Below are 16,597 nucleotides of genomic sequence, written 5' to 3' on the forward strand. Positions count from 1 at the left end.
CTCCTCAGGCCGGTTCGTTGGGGTTCCGCGCGCGCAGCCGGCCGACCACGCCACTCGGGAAGAAATACACGCACAGCACGAAGCCCAGGCCCAGCCAGAGCAGCCAGCGGTCGGGCGTGACGAGCGCGCCCAGCACCGGCACGCCGGCCAGCGCGCCGCCATCGCCGCCCACCCAGCGCAGGGCGTCCTGCAGGTAGTTCTGCGCGAAGACGAACAGCACCGTGCCGATGACGGCGCCGTAGAGCGTGCCCATGCCGCCGATGACCACGATGAGCAGCACGTCGAGCATGACCTCGAAGCTCAGCGTGGTCTCGGGGCCGGTGTAGCGCAGCCACAGCGCGAGCAGCGCCCCGGCCAGCGTGGCGAACCCGGCCGCCAGCACGTTGCCCAGCGTGCGGTAGGCCACGGTGCGGTAGCCGATGGCCTCGGCCCGGAAGTCGTTCTCGCGGATGGCCTGCAGCACCCGGCCGAAGGGCGAGTTCACGATGCGCAGCAGCGCCAGGAAGGCCAGCACGACCACCCCATACAGGCCCCAGTAGGCCAGGGTGCGGCCGTCGATCACCAGGCCGAACACCGGGGATTCGAAGGGCTCGAACGACGGTGACAGCGCCGCCGGCACACGGAAGCTGAGGCCGTCTTCGCCGCCGGTCAGCTCGGACAGCTGCGAGGCCAGGGTCTGGAAGGCCGCGGCGACCGCCAGCGTGATCATGGCGAAGAAGATCGCCTTCACCCGCAGGCTGAACAGCCCGATCACCAGGCTCAAGCCCAGCGACACCGCCAGCGCGCCGCCCAGGCCCAGGAGCACCGCGCCGAAGCCCGGGCCGTCCTCCCCGGCCAGGCGCGTGCAGGCGATGGCCACCCCGTAGGCGCCGATGCCGAAGAACATGGTGTGCGCGAAGCTGACGATGCCCGTGTAGCCCAGCAGCAGGTCGTAGCTGGCCACCAGCAGCACGAACACCAGCATGCGCGCCGCCACGTTCAGCGCCTTGGCACCCGGGAAGAGAAAGGGCTGCAGCAACAGCAGCAGCGCGATGGCCAGCAGCGCGGCGGCCAGCCAGCGGCTGCGCGGCAGGTCGTGGGACAGCAGGCGGTTCAGCATGGCCACGCGCCCCTCACCGGCTGGCCACCGGGTACAGGCCCTGCGGCCGCCACAGCAGCACCGCGACCATCAGCCCGATGGTGGAGAACAGCGCCACCTTGGGCGCGAGAAAGCCGGTGTAGTTGGCCACCAGCCCCACCGCCAGCGCGCCGACGAAGCAGCCCAGCGTGGAGCCCAGGCCGCCGATGATGATGACGATGAAGATGAGCGTGTTCACCTGCGCACCGATCTGCGGCACCACGCTCTGCTGGTACAGGCCCCACAGCACGCCGCCCAGGCCGGCCAGCGCCGAGCCGGCCACGAACACGCCCACGAACAGGCGCCGCACGCGGTAGCCCAGCGACTCGACCATCTCGCGGTCCTGCACGCCGGCACGCACGAGCAGGCCCACCTTGGTGCGGTTGAGCACGAGCAGCAGCGCGATGAAGACCAGCGCGCCGATGCCCACGGCGAACAGGCGGTACACCTCGATGGCCGCGTCGCCCCACAGCCAGGCGCCCTGCAGCGCGGCGGGCAGCGGCAGCGGGATCTGCGCCGGCCCCCAGATGACCTTGATCAGCTCCTCGCCGACGATCATGCCGCCCATGGTGATGAGGATCTGCTTGAGGTGCTGGCCGTACACCGGGCGCACCACCACGCGCTCGAAGGCCCAGCCCAGTGCCCCGGCCACCGCCATGGCGGCCAGCATCGCCGCGAACACCGCGCCCAGGTGGGCCAGCGCCGAGGCGCTGCCCGTCCAGTCGGCCATGCCGGCCATGACGCTGGTGGCCACGAACGCCCCCACGGCGATGAACACGCCGTGGCCGAAGTTCAGCACGTCCATCAGGCCGAACACCAGCGTGAGGCCCGAGGCAATGACGAAGATGATGAGCCCCATGGCCAGGCCGGCCACCGTCAGCGTGAGCCAGGTGGACCCCGAGCCGACCAGCGGCCATGCCAGCGCCGCCAGGGCCACCAGGCCCCACAGCGGGCGCGTGTCCAGGCGCTGGCGCGGCACGGCCGCTCCGGCGCTGGGGGCGGGCGACGCGGCGGCCGTCATTGGTGCGCCCCCAGCGACAGGCCGAGCAGCCGCTGCTGCAGCGCCTCGTCCTCGGCCAGCTCGGCCATGGCGCCGGTGTGCACCACGCGGCCGTCGTCCATCACCGCCACGCGGTCGCCCAGCGCCCGTGCCACCATGAAGTTCTGCTCCACCAGCAGCACGGTCGTGCGCTGCCGCTTCAGTTCGGCCAGCGCGCTGACCAGGTTGTGCACGATGGCCGGCGCCAGGCCCTTGCTGGGCTCGTCGATGAGCAGCAGCTCGCGCGGCTCGATCAGGGCGCGCGCCACCGCCAGCATCTGCTTCTGGCCGCCGCTCAGCTTGCCGGCCGGGTAGAGCCAGAACCGGTGCAGCGCCGGGAACAGGCCGAACAGCCAGTCCAGGCGCGCGCGATCCAGTTCCGCCTCGCGGCGGGCCGAGCGGGCCGCCAGCAGCAGGTTGTCGCGCACCGTCAGGTCGCTGAAGATGCCCATGCTCTCGGGCACGTAGGCGATGCCGCGGCGCGCGATCTCCGGCGTGTCGGCGCGCACGCCGGGGCCGCCGATGGCCTGGCCGTCGAAGCGCAGCTCGCCCTGGCTCGCGGGCCACAGGCCCATCACCGTGCGCAGCGTCGTCGTCTTGCCGGCGCCGTTGCGGCCCAGCAGCATGGTCACCTCGCCGCGCGGCACCACCAGGTCCACGCCGTGCAGGATGTGGTACGCCCCGATGTGGGTGTGCACGCCCCGCAGCTCCAGCAGCGGCGCGGCCGTCATGCGGGCTGCTCCACCGGCGCCGTGCCCAGGTAGGCCTGCTGCACCACGTCGGACGCCATCACCTCGGCCGGGTCGCCCTGCGCCACCAGCCGGCCCTGGTGCAGCACCACCACGCGGTCGGCCAGCTCGCGCACCACGTCCATCTTGTGCTCGACCAGCAGGATGGTGGCGTCGCGCCGCGCCTTGAGTGCGCGGATCAGGTCCAGCACCACGGGCACCTCGTCCACGCTCATGCCGGCCGTGGGCTCGTCGAACATGTACACGCGCGGCTCCAGCGCCATCAGCAGCGCCACCTCCAGCTTGCGCTGGTCGCCGTGGGGCAGGCTGGCCGCGGGGGCGTCCAGGCGCTCCAGCAGCCGCACCGTGGACAGGATTTCGCGCGCCTCTTCGATCCAGTCCTGCCGGTCCAGCCAGACACGCCACAGGTTCATGCCGCCGCCATGGCGCGCCTGCACCGCCAGGCGCACGTTCTCCAGCACCGACAGGCGCGGGAACAGCTGGGTGAGCTGGAAGGCGCGGCCCAGCCCGCGCGCCGTGCGCAGCGGCGCGGGCAGGCGCGTCACGTCCATGCCGTCCAGCCACACCTGCCCGGCCGTCGCGGCCAGCTGGCCCGACACCAGGTTGAAGTACGTGGTCTTGCCCGCCCCGTTGGGGCCCACGATGGCCGTGAGCGTGCCGGGCGCGAAGGCGCAGGACACGCGGTCGACGGCCACGTGGCCGCCGAAGTTCACGGTGAGTTCCCGGGTCTCGAGCATGGTGCGCCGGTGAATGTCGCGCCCGCTGCGTTCAGCGGCGGTTGCGGATCGGCACGTTCATTTCCTCGGGCTTGATCTCGCGCACCAGCTCCGGCACGCCCCAGGCGAAGGCGGGGTCCACCTTGATGCGGAAGTGGTACATCGCCTGCATCGCCTGGTGGTCCTCCTTGCGGAAGTGCATGCGGCCCTTGGGCGAGTCGAAGGCCATGCCTTCCATGGCGGCGATGAGCTTGTTCGTGGTCGTGTCGCCCGCGGTCTTCTTCAGCGCCTCCACCACCGCGATGGCCGCGGTCATGCCGCCGGCGGTGAAGAAGTCGGGCGGCGCCTTGAACTGCTGGTAGTGGTTGGCCACCAGCCATTCGTTCACCGGGTTCTTGGGGATGCCGAAGTAGTAGTAGGTGGCGCCCTCCATGCCGGGGAAGGCCTTGTAGGCGGCCATGGCGGGCAGGATGTTGCCGCCGCTGGCCACCTCGATGCCGTGGCGCTTGCCCAGCTCCTGCGCAGCCAGCGCCGCGTAGGGTGGCGTGCCGCCGGCCCAGATCACCTCCACCACCTTGCGGCCGGGCTGGTTCTTCAGCGCGTCCACCACGCGCTGGATGCCGGCGGTGAAGTCGGTGGTGTTCTGCGGCAGGTACTCCTCGTGGACGATCTTCGCGGTCTTGAGCGCGTCCTTGAAGGCCTTCACGCCATCACGGCCGAAGGCATAGTCCTGCGCCAGCGTGGCGATCACGGTGTTCGACTTGTCCAGGGCCACCGCGTTGCTGATCGCGTCCTGCGAGCTGTTGCGGCCGGTGCGGAAGATGTACTTGTTCCACTTCTCGCCGGTGATCGAATCCGCCACCGCCGGCTCCACCAGCAGGATCTTCTTGTACTCCTCGGCCACCGGCAGCATGGCCAGCGCCACGCCGGACGACGTGGGCCCCACGGCGATGTCCACCTTGTCGTCGCCGTAGGCGGCGGCCAGCAGGCTCTTGCCCTGGTCCGGCTTGCCCTGGTCGTCCTTCTCGATGACCACCAGCTTCCTGCCGGCCACGGTCATGGTGCCACCGGTGGCGTACTGCAGGCCCATCTGGAAGCCCAGCGCGGTCTGCTTGCCATAGGCCTCCAGCGGCCCGGTCTTGCTGTAGATGTGGGCGATGCGGATCTCGCCCGGCGCGGCCTGCACGGGGGCGGCGGCCAGCACGGCCATCGCGGCCGCCAGCGGCACGGCCAGGCCCAGGGCACGGCGGGTGAGGGACACGGGGCGAACGGCGGTGCGACGCGGCATGGGCGATGTCTCCGGGTGGGGAAGCCGGCGCCCGACGGCGCGGCGGCGATGGGCGACAGGGAGCGCAAGGCCCATGCCGCCGTCGGGGCGCTACGGGAAAGTCCGGAGAAACGTGCACCAGAGGCGGGCAGCCGACCGGCTGCATGGCGCCCGGTGGGGCAGGCGCGGGCCCATGGCCGCCGTCCGCACCGAACGGATGTTCAACTTCCGGACAGCGCGACGCGCCCGCGTCCGACTTTCAGACAGCCGATGCGCGGCCGCTTGTCAGCTTTTCGTACAGCGTCGCGCGGGAGATGCCCAGCAGCCGGGCCGCGGCCAGCTTGTTGCCGCCCGTGGCTGCGAGGGCCGCGCGGATGGACTCGGCCTCCAGCGCGGCCACGGCCACGGGCAACGGGGTGATGGCCGGCGGCGCCACGGCCGCCGCGGAGGTGCCGGCCGACCTCACCGGCGACGCCAGGCCGGCGTCGAGGCCGGTGCCGGCCCTGGCGCCCGGGTGCGACGGCACGGGCCCGTCCGCGGCCGGCACCCGGCCGCCCGCCGCCGCCAGCAGCGGCGCCACCTGCGCGGCGCCGATCACCAGCTCGTCGCCGAGCAGGCAGGCCTGCTCCAGCAGGTTGCGCAGCTCGCGGATGTTGCCCGGCCAGGCGTGCGCGGCCAGGCATTCCAGCGCGTCGGCGCCCAGGCTGCGGTGGGTGAGGCCACTGCGCCGGCCGATGTCGTCCAGCAGGTGGTCGGCCAGCGCATCCAGGTCGGACAGGCGCTCGCGCAGCGCCGGCAGGCGCAGCGGCAGCACATTGAGGCGGTAGAACAGGTCGGCGCGGAACTGGCCCTCGGCGACCATGCGCGGCAGGTCCCGGCTGGTGGCCGCGATCACCCGCACGTCCACCGGCTGCACGCGCTGGCTGCCGAGCGGCTCCACCTCCTGCTCCTGCAGCACCCGCAGCAGCTTGGCCTGCAGCGCCAGCGGCATGTCGCCGATCTCGTCGAGGAACAGCGTGCCGCCATCGGCCAGCTGGAACTTGCCGGGGCGCGCCTTGCGGTCCGCCCCGGTGAACGCGCCCGGGGCCACCCCGAAGAACTCGGCCTCCAGCAGGGTGTCGGGCACGGCGGCGATGTTCACGCCCACGAAGGGCCCGGCCGCGCGGTGGCTGCCCGCGTGGATGGCCTGCGCCATGAGCTCCTTGCCGGTGCCCGTCTCGCCCAGCAGCAGCACCGTGGAGTCGGTGCCCGCCACGCGCCGCGCCTGGCGCTTGAGCTCCACCACGCTGGGGTGGCTGCCCACGAAGCTGGCGATGGTGTACTTGGGCCGGCGCTCCGCGGCCAGGGCGCGCCGGGTGTCGTCCAGCTCCTTCTGCAGCCGGCTGAACTTGGCCATGAGCGGCTGCATGGTGCCGCCGCGGTGGTCGGGCGATTCGTTCAGCCACACCATGCCCACCGCGCCGATCACCTCGCCGGCGGCATCGCGCAGGGGCAGCCGGCTGACGAGGAAGGTGCCGGCCCGGTTGGTGAGCAGGTCCAGCACGATGGGCCGGCCCGCCTCGATGACCTGGTTCATCATCGTGTTCGGCACCACCTGCTCGACCGGGCGGCCGACGAAGTCCTCCTCGCGGGCGAAGCCGAGCGCCGGCAGGAAGGCCTTGTAGCCCTCGCTGATCCAGACCACCCGGTGGTCGCGGTCCACCACCATCATGCCCAGCGCGGCCTCGGCGAACACGCCGAACAGGCTGTGCGCCGCCAGCTGCAGCACCTGCTGGGCGTCCTGCGGCAAGGCAGCGGTGGGGGACAGGTGGGGGGCGGGCATGGCGGCGGTCCGCCCGCACTGTAGCGGCCGCCGCCGGCCCGCGGCACCCGTGCCATCCCGCCTGCCGCGCCGCGCACACCGATTGCCCGGGCCCCCGGGTCGCCTGCCCAGGCGTGAACTGCCGCACGGCGGACGCCACTGCGTGGCTCAACTTCATGGGGTGGCGCCCGGGCGGGGCCTTGGTTGTAATGGCGGTGACGATGTGTGTCCCCGCACGTCGTCTCGGACGGGATGCACACAGGAGAGGTCAGGATGGCCTGGACACGGATCGTTGGGGCGGCCTCGGTCGCCATGGTGCTGGCCGCGGCCAGCGCAGGTGCAGACGCGGCGCTCGTGAAGTACCGCATGACGGGCCTGGTCACCCAGAGCGGCGTCTTCGACGACGGCACCACCGTGCCCGAGGGCTCCCGCGTGACGGTGCAGCTGAGCTACGAGTCGCGCCAGCCGGCCTTCGAGATGCAACGCAACGAGGACGGCTCGGGCCGCGCGGCCTACGCGTTCGGCGCCCCCTTCCGCTTCCGCGTCACCGTCGAGGGCCACCAGGCCCGCGCGGCGGACTTCCAGGTGGTCCTGCACAACGACCTGAACCAGCCCTTCGGCGACGTGTTCGAGGTGCAGGCCCAGGGCGGCGCCTGGGTGGACGGGGTGTGGCAGGCCGGCACCCAGTTCTCCGTGTCGCTCATGAGCCAGGGCGGCCGGATCGACGCCCTGCGTTCGCTGTCGCTGCCCAAGCGGCTGAACGAGTGGTCGTTCGATGCCTTTCGGGCCGGCCGGCTGGCCGCGTCCGGCGACCGCACCCTGCTGATGTTCGACATCCTCCAGGTGAAGTCCACCGTCTGCACCGAGGCGCAGCCCGGCACCGACCTCTGCGCCGACTGAATCGGGCGCCGGCAGTGGTCAAATCGTCGGCATCCCGCCGACGATCTGCCGCCCCATGCCCGGCCACGTGCTCCTGACCGCCCCCGATGCCCTGGGCATCGCCCGACTGCAGTTCTCCCACCCCGGCAAGCTCAACGCCCTGTCGGTGCAGATGTGGCGCGACCTGCGCGACCTGCTCGACCGGCTGAATGCCACCCCGCCCGAACAGGCACCACGCGTGGTCGTCGTCCAGGGCGACGGCGGCCAGTTCGTCGCCGGTGCCGACATCGAGGAGTTCCCCGATTTCCGCTTCGACGCCGCCACCCTGGCGCACTACCACGAGGAGGTGGTGGCCCCGGCGCTGAACGCCCTGCTGGACTGCGAGCTGCCCCTGGTGGCCGAGATCCAGGGCGCCTGCGTCGGCGGCGGGCTGGAGATCGCCGCCTGCTGCGACATCCGGGTCTGCGGCCAGGGCAGCCGCTTCGGCGTGCCGATCGCCCGGCTCGGCTTCCCCATGGCCCCGCTCGAGGTGGAGATCGTCGCCCGCGTCGTCGGCGAGGCCGTGCTGCGCGAGCTGCTGCTCGAGGCCAGGGTGCTGGCCGCCGAAGAGGCGCAACGCCTCGGCCTCGTCAACCGCGTCGTGCCGGACGGGCAGGTGGCCGACGAGGCGCGCCGCACCGCCGAGCGCATGGCCGCGCTGTCGCCGCAGGCGCTGCGCCTGAACAAGCGCGCGCTGCGCGAGTTCGGCCGCGCCCAGGGCAGCCGCTGGGAGCAGCGTGCGCCGCACTACGCCTACGCCCCCACCGACGAGCACCGAGAGGGCCTGGCCGCGTTCAACGAGCGGCGCCCCGCCCGCTTCGCCGCCCCCTCCCCCACGCCGGCCACGGCCCCTGACGGCGACACCCCGCCGGCGCCGTCACCTGCCCCTGCCCCATGAACCTGTTCACCGCCCTGCGGGCCGCCTTCCCGGCCGACCTGGACAGCCGTGCGATCGAGCTGGCCGATGGCCCCGACGCCGGCCGCTTCCACACCTGGCGCGACCTGGACCGCGCCAGCGCCCGCATCGCCAACCTGCTGGACGCGCTGGGCCTGCCGCCGGCCAGCCGCGTGGCCGTGCAGGTGGACAAGTCGGTGGAGGCGCTGGTGCTGTACCTGGCGGTGCTGCGCGCCGGCCACGTGTTCCTGCCGCTGAACACGGCCTACCAGGAAGCCGAGATCGCGTACTTCATCGGCAATGCCGAGCCCGCCGTCGTGGTGTGCGCCCGGCGGCACTTCACCTGGGTCAGCCGGCTCGCCTTCCCGCTGGGCACGCGCCACGTCTTCACGCTGGACGACGACCGCACCGGCACGCTGCTGGAGCGCGCGGCCTTCCACGCCGACACGCACGACCCCGTCGACCGCGCCGACGACGACCTGGCCGCCATCCTCTACACCAGCGGCACCACGGGCCGCAGCAAGGGAGCCATGCTGTCGCACGGCAACCTGCTGTCGAATGCGCGCACGCTGAAGGACGTCTGGGACTGGCGCCCCGGTGACGTGCTCATCCATGCGCTGCCGGTGTTCCACGTGCACGGCCTGTTCGTCGCCACGCACGGCGCCTGGCTCAACGGCAGCCCGATGCTGTGGTTCTCGCGCTTCGACGCCCGTGCGGTGGTGGACCGCCTGCCGGACGCCACGGTGTTCATGGGCGTGCCCACGCTGTACGTGCGCATGCTGGCCGAGCCGGGGCTCACGCGCGAGGCGTGCCGGCACATGCGCCTGTTCATCAGCGGCTCGGCGCCGCTGCTCATCGAGACCTTTCGCGACTGGGCCTCCCGCACGGGCCACACCATCCTCGAGCGCTACGGCATGAGCGAGACCGTGATGCTCACGTCCAACCCCTGCCGGCCCGAGGACGGCGAGCGCCGCGGGGGCACCGTGGGCCGGCCGCTGCCGGGCGTGGGCCTGCGCATCCACGACGACCAGGGCCGCCCCGTGGCCACGGGGGAGATCGGTGGCATCGAGGTGCGCGGGCCGAACGTCTTCCGCGGCTACTGGCGCATGCCCGAGAAGACGCGCGAGGAGTTCACCGCCGACGGCTGGTTCCGTACCGGCGACGTGGGCCGGCATGACGCCGATGGCTACGTCACCATCGTCGGGCGCAGCAAGGACCTCGTCATCAGCGGGGGCTTCAACGTCTACCCCGCCGAGGTGGAGGGCTACCTCAACGAGCTGCCCGGCGTGGCCGAGAGTGCCGTCATCGGCGTGCCGCACCCCGACTTCGGCGAGGGCGTGGTGGCGGTGGTCGTGCCGCGTGCCGGCACCGTGCCGCCCGAGCCGGCCGCGCTGATCGCCACATTGAGGGGACGCATCGCGGCCTTCAAGGTGCCCAAGCAGGTGCTCGTCGTCGACGAGCTGCCGCGCAACACCATGGGCAAGGTGCAGAAGAACCTGCTGCGCGAGCGGCTCGCCGGCTGCTTCACGACACCGTCATGACGAAGCTTGACGGTTCGCACCCCTAGAACCGGCGGCAGCGGTGGCGGGGCGGCGAAGCGGCTCCCACAATGGCCAGCCCCAGGCATCGCCCACCGGCGACCGCCTTGACGACCACGCCACAGGAGACCCTCGTGATGCCCCGCGTGACCCGCCCCTTCCTCCGCACTCCCCTGGCCGCCGCCCTGGCCGCCACCGCGCTCTGCACCCTGCCCGCCGTCGCCCACGAGGCGAGCGCCTCGGCCGAGGGCGTGCAACTGCTGGCCCAGCAGGAGCAGGCCGACAACTTCTACCGCGCCTACTTCCCCGACGCCGCCACCGGCCGCCGCGCCGCCGTCACCTTCCACGGCCAGCTGCTGGAATCCAACTGGAAGGGCGGCTACCTCGTGCTGCAGCTCAGCGACGCCGACATCGCCACCCTGAAGGGCTTCCGCTTCCGCGTCGAGAAGGACGCGGCCTTCGCCGCCCGGCATGCCGAGATGACGCGCCGCCTGCGTGCCGCCGGTGCCCCCACCATCCTCGGCCAGGCCGGCGCACGCGCCGCGATGCAGGCCGCCGAGTCGGGCGAAGCCATCCCCAACTACCCCTGCTACGAGACGGTGGAGGAGACCTTCACCGAGGCCCAGGGCTTCACCACCACCTACCCGCAGCTGGCGGCATGGACGCCCATCGGCGAGAGCTGGCAGAAGACGCAGGGCCTGGGCGGCTACGACATCGCCGTGCTGAAGCTCACCAACAAGAACACCTCGGGCCCGAATGGCGAGCCCAAGCCCAAGCTGTTCGTCAACGCGGCCATCCACGCCCGCGAGTACGTGACGGCGCCGGTGGTGCTGGCCTTCGCGCGCGAGCTGCTCACCGGCTACGGCAAGAACGCCGACGCCACCTGGATCCTCGACCACCATGAGGTGCACCTGCTGCTGCAGCTCAACCCCGACGGCCGCAAGAAGGCCGAGACGGGGCTGCTCTGGCGCAAGAACACCAACCAGGCCTACTGCGGCGCCAACAGCAACAGCCGCGGCGCCGACCTGAACCGCAACTTCACCTTCAGCTGGAACAAGACCAACGGCCAGGGCTCCAGCGGCAACCCCTGCGCCGAGACCTACCGCGGCCCGTCGGCGGCCTCGGAGCCCGAGACCCAGTCCATCGAGGGCTATGTGCGCAGCCTGTGGCCCGACCGCCGCGGCCCCAACCAGGGCGACGCCGCCCCGGCGGACACCAGCGGCATCCACCTGGACATGCACAGCTACAGCCAGCTCGTGCTGTGGCCGTGGGGCTTCACCAACCAGACCGCGCCGAACGGCACGGCGCTGCAGACGCTGGGCCGCAAGTTCGCCTGGTTCAACAACTACACGCCCGAGCAGTCCATCGGCCTGTACCCCACCGACGGCACGTCCGACAGCATCAGCTACGGCGAGCTCGGCGTGGCGGCCTACACCTTCGAGATGGGCACCTCGTTCTTCCAGAGCTGCACCAGCTACGAGAGCACGATCAAGCCGAACAACCTGAAGGCGCTGTGGTACGCCGCCCGCGTGGTGCGCACGCCCTATCTCACGCCTGCCGGTCCCGACGTCACCACGCTCAAGCTCAGCGCCAAGGCCGTGAGCGCCGGCACGCCGGTCACCCTCACGGCCACGCTGGACGACACCAAGTTCAACCAGAGCAACGGCACGGAGCCCACCCAGGCCATCGCCGCCGGCGAGGTGTACATCGACACGCCGCCGTGGATGCCGGGCGCCACGCCCATCGCCCTGGGCGCCAAGGACGGGGCCTTCAATGCCAAGACCGAGAAGGCGACCACCACGCTGGCCACGGGCAGCCTGTCCAAGGGCAAGCACCTGCTGTACGTGCGGGGCCGCGACGCGGCGGGCAACTGGGGGCCGGTGAGCGCCGCCTACCTGAAGATCCAGTGAGGGCGGCCGGCGCTGCGTGACAATGCAGCGCCATGATGCCCGCCCGGTCGTTGCCGCCTTGCCGGGCCCCGCACGCCGGGGCCCGGTGGACGGCGCGCCTGGCCCTGGCAGGGCTGGCATGGGCCGGCATCGCCGCGGCGCCCGCCCAGGAGCCTGCCCGCGCCCCGGCCCCCGAGCGTGTGGCACGCTGCGGCGACGACACGGCTTGCCTGGCCGGCCTGGAGCGCGACGCCCTGCGCCAGGCCGGCGCCGCCGCCCAACGCCAGGGTGCGGAGCTGCGCCTGCAGTTCGGGGCCCACGCCCCGGCCCGCTTCGTCGACCAGCCCCCGGTCACCCACCTGTACCTCGGCCGCCTGGACGGGCTGGCGCTGCACCTGGTGCGCGCGGCCCAGCCCGGGCGCCTGCCGGCCTGGTGGCTGGTGGGCGAAGGGGCGCAGCCCCCGTTGCGCGTGGACGCGCTGCCCGTGGCCGGCCCGCTGGGCCGCCACTTCATCGTGGCCAGCGGCGCCATGCTGGCCCTGTACGAGCGGGCGGGCGACCGTTGGTCCATGCCCTACCGCTTCGAGGCCCCGGCGGGCCTGACCTGGGAGGTGCGCGGCTGGCGCGCCGACGAGGCGGCGGTGCGCCTCGGCTGGACCTGGCCGGACGGGCCGTCGGCCTGTGCGGGCCAGGGGGCGCAAGGCGCACTGCAACTGCGCGACGGGCCCTATGGCTGGGACCTCGTGCCCGAGGCGCCTCGGCGCTGCGCCCCGCAGGCCGTGCCGCCCGGCGCGTCGGAGCCTCAGCGCCGGCGCGACCGTGCGTGAGCCTGGCGGGGTGGCCCGGTGGGGACGTCGCCTGGGGGCGCCTGACCGCGGCGGCGGGCTGGCCTACTCTTCTTCGCCTTCGCCGGCGTCTTCCTCGTCGGCCATGTCGGCGCGCTGCACCGGCTGCGCACCGGGGCCGGACACCACCCCTCGGCCGGGCACGCCGCCGGGCGCCATGCCGGGCCGCGGCACGCCGCCCACGCGCGTGGGCGCCGAGACCGGGGTCGGCTCGGGCAGGGTGAGCTCGGTCGTGGCCGGCCCGCCGCGGGGACCGAGCTGCACCGAGCGCGGGCCCACCGACAGCAGCACCGTCTCGCCCTCGATCACGCTGCCGGTGCGCCAGGCCTTGGGCGGCTCGTCCCCCACGGCGATGAGCGCGACGCCCTGCGGCGAATGGCCGGCCCCTCGCGGCGCCACCACGCCCAGCAGCTGGAAGCGGCCGGATTCGTCGATGAGCTCGGACTCGCCGTCGTCCTCGAGCAGCGGCTGGCCGAGCAGGCGGTGCCAGTCGCCGCCCAGCGCCACGCCGCGTGCGGGCAGCTGCGCCTGAGCCGGCAGGGCCGTGCGCGGGGCAAGGATCTTCATTGCCCAGAACACGGTGCTTGCCGCGAGCAGCGCCCACACGGCCAAGGTCATCAAGCGCGAAGCCATGCGACGATTATGATTCATGCCACCTCATCGGCCGCACCCGCGTCATGCACCGTGCGGCTCGCCACGACCAGGACTGTCATGCCACGCCTTTCCGCTTCTGTCCGCCGCCGGGCCCAGGCCGGTTTCACGCTGATCGAGATCATGGTGGTCGTCGTGATCATCGGCGTGCTCGCCGCGCTGATCGGCCCCGCGGTGCTGGACCGCGCCGACGACGCCAAGGCCACCGCCGCCAAGGCCGACGTGGGCAACCTCATGCAGGCGCTCAAGCTCTACAAGCTCGACAACGGCCGTTATCCCACGGCGGAGCAGGGCCTGGACGCCCTCGTGCGGCGCCCCACGGTGGGCACCATTCCGCCGAACTGGCGCCCCTACGTGGAGAAGCTGCCGGCCGACCCCTGGGGCCACCCCTACCAGTACGCCAACCCCGGCGTGAAGGGTGAGATCGATGTCTTCAGCCTGGGCGCCGACGGGCAGGCCGGCGGCGAAGGCCGCGACGCGGACATCGGCTCCTGGCAGTGACGCCCGCGCCGGCGCGTCCGACCGGTCCCTGATGCGCGCCGTCATGGCCTCGCGCGCCGCGCGCGGCTTCACCCTGCTCGAGCTGATGGTCGTGACCGCCATCGTGGCGATCAGCGTCGGCATGGCGACGCTGGCCCTGCGGGACGCCAACGCCAGCAAGCTCGAGGAGGAAGGCGCGCGGCTGGCCGCGCTGTTCGAGGGCGCCCGGGCCCGCGCGCGGGTCGAGGGCACCGAGGTGCTCTGGCAGCCCGACCGCGAGACCGGCCTGGGCTTCCGCTTCACCGCGCTGCCACCCGACGCCCAGATCCCCACCCGCTTCCTCGACGAGCGCACCCGAGCCGAGGTCATCGGCGCGCCGGTGCTGCGCCTGGGGCCCGAGCCGGTGATCGGCGCGCAGCGCGTGGTGCTGCGCCTGGAGGACCGGCAGCTGGTGCTGGCCACGGACGGGCTGGGGCCGTTCGTCGTGGTCGCACCCGAGCCGGAGCGGCCATGAGGCGCCTGCGTCACCCGGGTGCCGCGCGGCGCCCTGTCTCGCCCGTTGGGCAGCAGGCGCTGGGCTTCACGCTCGTGGAGGTGCTGGTGGCGGTGGCCATCGTGGCCATCACGCTGGCGGCCGGCAGCCGCGCCGCGGGCACGCTGATCGACAACTCCCAGCGCCTGTCCGACGTCACGCTCGCCCAGTGGTGCGCCGACAACCGGCTGGTCAACATGAAGCTGGCCAAGCAGTTCCCCGACGTGGGGGAAACCCGCTTCGACTGCATGGAACTGAACCAGACCTTCAAGGTCACGCTCGTCGTGCGTGCCTCGTTCAACCCCAACTTCCGCATCGTGGACACGCGCGTGGAAGACAGCCGCGGCTACCCGCTCGTGCGGCTCAACGTCATCCTGCCGCGTTACTGATGCGCCAGCACCCCGCCGCCCGTCCGCCCCGCCCTGCCGCCGGCTTCACGCTGGTGGAGGTGATGGTGGCCCTCGTCATCATGGCGGTGCTGGCCACCATGGCCTGGCAGGGCGTGGACGGCATGGCGCGGGCGCGCGAAGGCGCCCAGCGGGCCAGCGAGGGCGCCTTGCGCCTGGGCACGGTGCTGAGCCAGTTCGAGCAGGACCTGCAGCAGATCCAGCAGAGCGCGGCGGCGCCGGGGCTCAAGTTCGACGGCGCCTCGCTGCGCATGACGCGGCGCAGCCCGGGCGGCATCCAGATGGTGGTGTGGACGCTGCAGGACCGCACCTGGTACCGCTGGGCCGGGCCCAGCGTGACCCGCATCCAGGACCTGCAGGACTGGTGGGTGCGCAGCTTCCAGTGGTCCGCCATCCGCGCCGACGCCCTGCCCATGCTCACCGAGGTGGACACCCAGCAGGTGTACTTCTTCCGCGGCACCAGCTGGAGCAACGCGCAGTCCACGGGCGACTTCGCCGAAGCCCCGGCGCCCAACGCCTCCTCCCCCATCGGGGGCGAGAACGAGCTGCTGCCCACCGGCGTGCGCGTGGTGCTCGTGCTGCCGGGCGGCACGCTGACGCGCGACGTGATGGTGAGGCCGTCGCAATGAGCCCCCACCGCCAGGGCTCGATCGACCGCCAGGGCGAGCGGGGGGCCGCACCCCGCCGGGCGCCGGGCCGCCCCAAGCCCGGCGGACACCCCCTCGGGGGGTCGATCGCCCGCGAGGGCGAGCGGGGGGCCGCACTCCTGCTGGCCATGCTCATCGTCACGCTCGTGGCCACGATGGCCGCGGCCATGGTCTGGCAGCAATGGCGGGGCATCGAGGTGGAAGGCGCCGAACGCGCCCGGGCGCAGGCGGCCTGGCTGATCGAGGGCGCCACCGACTGGGCGCGCCTGATCCTGCGCACCGACGCCCAGGACAAGGAGCGGCCCGGCGTGGATTCCCTCAACGAGCCGTGGAACACGCCGCTGAAGGAAGTGAAGCTGTCGGACTTCCTCGCCGCCGACAAGAACAACACCGAGGACACCGGCCTGGAGGCCTTCCTCTCCGGCCAGATCACCGATGCCCAGGCGCGCTACAACCTGGTGAACTTGATCAATGATGAAGAAGAGGCGGCGCTGAAGGAGCTGGCCACGCTGCGCCGCCTGTGCGACGCCCTGGGCCTGTCGGCCGAGACCGCCGTGCGCATCGCGGAAGGCATGAAGGGCGCCAGCCTGGCCGAGGAGCAGCTGAGCGACGAGGAGCGGGTGGCCCCCGGCGCGCCGCTGCCGCCGCAGCGCGTGGCCCAGCTCGCGTGGTTCGGCCTGGACGCGGAGGCGGTGCGCCGCCTGGAGCCCTACGTGACGATCCTGCCGGCCCCCACGCCGGTGAACCTGCTCACCGCGCCGCCCGAGGTGCTGAGTGCCGTGCTGGAGGGCCTGGACCGTGGCAGCGCAGAGCGCTTCGCGCAGCGCCGGGTCACGCTGGACGTGCGTGCCATCGCCGACGTCGAGACGCTGCTTCCGGAGCGCGTCCACGCCCAGCTGGACGACACGAATCGCGTGGGCATCAGGTCCGAGTACTTCGAGATCCTCGGCGAGCTGCGCTACCAGAACTACCTGCTGCGTGAACTCACCCTGGTCCGGCGTCAGAACCTGGAGGTGGTTGTCCTGAGGCGCCAGCGGCTCCCCCATGAATCACAATCGCCGCCCACGGGCGTGCCATGACCACACGCCACAATAAGCCTTCCCCTG

The 16,597-nt window shown here is 72.6% G+C and carries 17 protein-coding genes; 10 read left to right on the forward strand and 7 right to left on the reverse strand.

Features of this window, described 5'->3' with window-relative positions; translation table 11 throughout:
* Nucleotides 1-4: 4 nt before the first annotated feature.
* From ACE3UN_RS09705 to ACE3UN_RS09730, 6 genes are all read right to left on the reverse strand, one after another.
* Nucleotides 5-1,099: a branched-chain amino acid ABC transporter permease gene (locus ACE3UN_RS09705; protein ID WP_374674879.1), complete on the reverse strand. Its 1,095-nt coding sequence runs from the start codon at nt 1,097-1,099 to the stop codon at nt 5-7.
* Nucleotides 1,100-1,112: 13 nt separating this feature from the next.
* A complete protein-coding gene (locus tag ACE3UN_RS09710; protein WP_374674732.1) occupies nt 1,113-2,138 on the reverse strand; it encodes a branched-chain amino acid ABC transporter permease in 1,026 nt (341 codons plus the stop codon).
* Entirely contained in the window at nt 2,135-2,887 is a 753-nt protein-coding gene (locus ACE3UN_RS09715) for an ABC transporter ATP-binding protein (protein WP_374674733.1), read from the reverse strand. The genes ACE3UN_RS09710 and ACE3UN_RS09715 overlap by 4 nt, the downstream gene beginning before the upstream one ends.
* Entirely contained in the window at nt 2,884-3,642 is a 759-nt protein-coding gene (locus ACE3UN_RS09720) for an ABC transporter ATP-binding protein (RefSeq protein WP_374674734.1), read from the reverse strand. The genes ACE3UN_RS09715 and ACE3UN_RS09720 overlap by 4 nt, the downstream gene beginning before the upstream one ends.
* A 31-nt stretch (nt 3,643-3,673) precedes the next feature.
* Entirely contained in the window at nt 3,674-4,909 is a 1,236-nt protein-coding gene (locus ACE3UN_RS09725; RefSeq protein ID WP_374674735.1) for a substrate-binding domain-containing protein, read from the reverse strand.
* A gap of 238 nt (nt 4,910-5,147) precedes the next feature.
* Nucleotides 5,148-6,710, reverse strand: coding sequence for a sigma-54 interaction domain-containing protein (locus ACE3UN_RS09730; protein WP_374674736.1), 1,563 nt, complete (start codon nt 6,708-6,710; stop codon nt 5,148-5,150).
* 252 nt (nt 6,711-6,962) lie between these two features.
* Between ACE3UN_RS09730 and ACE3UN_RS09735 the strand changes: the two genes are divergently transcribed.
* The 5 genes from ACE3UN_RS09735 to ACE3UN_RS09755 all read left to right on the forward strand — a co-directional run bounded on the left by ACE3UN_RS09735 (nt 6,963) and on the right by ACE3UN_RS09755 (nt 12,756).
* Nucleotides 6,963-7,589 (forward strand): hypothetical protein, encoded by a 627-nt coding sequence (locus ACE3UN_RS09735; RefSeq protein ID WP_374674737.1) that lies wholly within the window; start codon nt 6,963-6,965, stop codon nt 7,587-7,589.
* Between the two features lie 55 nt (nt 7,590-7,644).
* A complete protein-coding gene (locus tag ACE3UN_RS09740) occupies nt 7,645-8,505 on the forward strand; it encodes an enoyl-CoA hydratase/isomerase family protein (RefSeq protein ID WP_374674738.1) in 861 nt (286 codons plus the stop codon).
* Nucleotides 8,502-10,043 carry a malonyl-CoA synthase gene (locus tag ACE3UN_RS09745; RefSeq protein ID WP_374674739.1) on the forward strand — a complete coding sequence of 514 codons (1,542 nt, stop codon included), beginning with the start codon at nt 8,502-8,504 and terminating at the stop codon, nt 10,041-10,043. Before ACE3UN_RS09740 ends, ACE3UN_RS09745 begins: the two co-directional genes overlap by 4 nt.
* 134 nt (nt 10,044-10,177) lie before the next feature.
* Nucleotides 10,178-11,950 carry a M14 family metallopeptidase gene (locus ACE3UN_RS09750; RefSeq protein WP_374674880.1) on the forward strand — a complete coding sequence of 591 codons (1,773 nt, stop codon included), beginning with the start codon at nt 10,178-10,180 and terminating at the stop codon, nt 11,948-11,950.
* Nucleotides 11,951-11,982: 32 nt separating this feature from the next.
* Nucleotides 11,983-12,756, forward strand: coding sequence for a hypothetical protein (locus ACE3UN_RS09755; RefSeq protein ID WP_374674740.1), 774 nt, complete (start codon nt 11,983-11,985; stop codon nt 12,754-12,756).
* A gap of 63 nt (nt 12,757-12,819) precedes the next feature.
* On the opposite strand, the gene ACE3UN_RS09760 is transcribed toward ACE3UN_RS09755, so the two are convergent.
* Nucleotides 12,820-13,407: a hypothetical protein gene (locus ACE3UN_RS09760; protein ID WP_374674741.1), complete on the reverse strand. Its 588-nt coding sequence runs from the start codon at nt 13,405-13,407 to the stop codon at nt 12,820-12,822.
* 78 nt (nt 13,408-13,485) lie between these two features.
* Here ACE3UN_RS09760 and gspG point away from each other — a divergent pair, with 78 nt between their 5' ends.
* The 5 genes from gspG to gspK are packed head-to-tail and all read left to right on the forward strand — an operon-like array spanning nt 13,486 to nt 16,570.
* A complete protein-coding gene (gene gspG / locus ACE3UN_RS09765) occupies nt 13,486-13,926 on the forward strand; it encodes a type II secretion system major pseudopilin GspG (RefSeq protein WP_374674742.1) in 441 nt (146 codons plus the stop codon).
* Nucleotides 13,927-13,957: 31 nt separating this feature from the next.
* Nucleotides 13,958-14,419 carry a Tfp pilus assembly protein FimT/FimU gene (locus ACE3UN_RS09770; RefSeq protein ID WP_374674743.1) on the forward strand — a complete coding sequence of 154 codons (462 nt, stop codon included), beginning with the start codon at nt 13,958-13,960 and terminating at the stop codon, nt 14,417-14,419.
* Nucleotides 14,416-14,826 (forward strand): type II secretion system minor pseudopilin GspI, encoded by a 411-nt coding sequence (gene gspI / locus ACE3UN_RS09775; RefSeq protein WP_374674744.1) that lies wholly within the window; start codon nt 14,416-14,418, stop codon nt 14,824-14,826. The genes ACE3UN_RS09770 and gspI overlap by 4 nt, the downstream gene beginning before the upstream one ends.
* Complete coding sequence (locus ACE3UN_RS09780) at nt 14,826-15,473, forward strand: prepilin-type N-terminal cleavage/methylation domain-containing protein (RefSeq protein WP_374674745.1); 648 nt, start codon at nt 14,826-14,828, stop codon at nt 15,471-15,473. Before gspI ends, ACE3UN_RS09780 begins: the two co-directional genes overlap by 1 nt.
* Nucleotides 15,470-16,570, forward strand: a complete 1,101-nt coding sequence (gene gspK, locus ACE3UN_RS09785) for a type II secretion system minor pseudopilin GspK (RefSeq protein ID WP_374674746.1) — start codon at nt 15,470-15,472, stop codon at nt 16,568-16,570. The genes ACE3UN_RS09780 and gspK overlap by 4 nt, the downstream gene beginning before the upstream one ends.
* Nucleotides 16,571-16,597 lie beyond the last annotated feature (27 nt).

The organism is Ideonella sp. (assembly GCF_041918995.1).
Taxonomy (GTDB): Bacteria; Pseudomonadota; Gammaproteobacteria; order Burkholderiales; family Burkholderiaceae_C; genus Ideonella.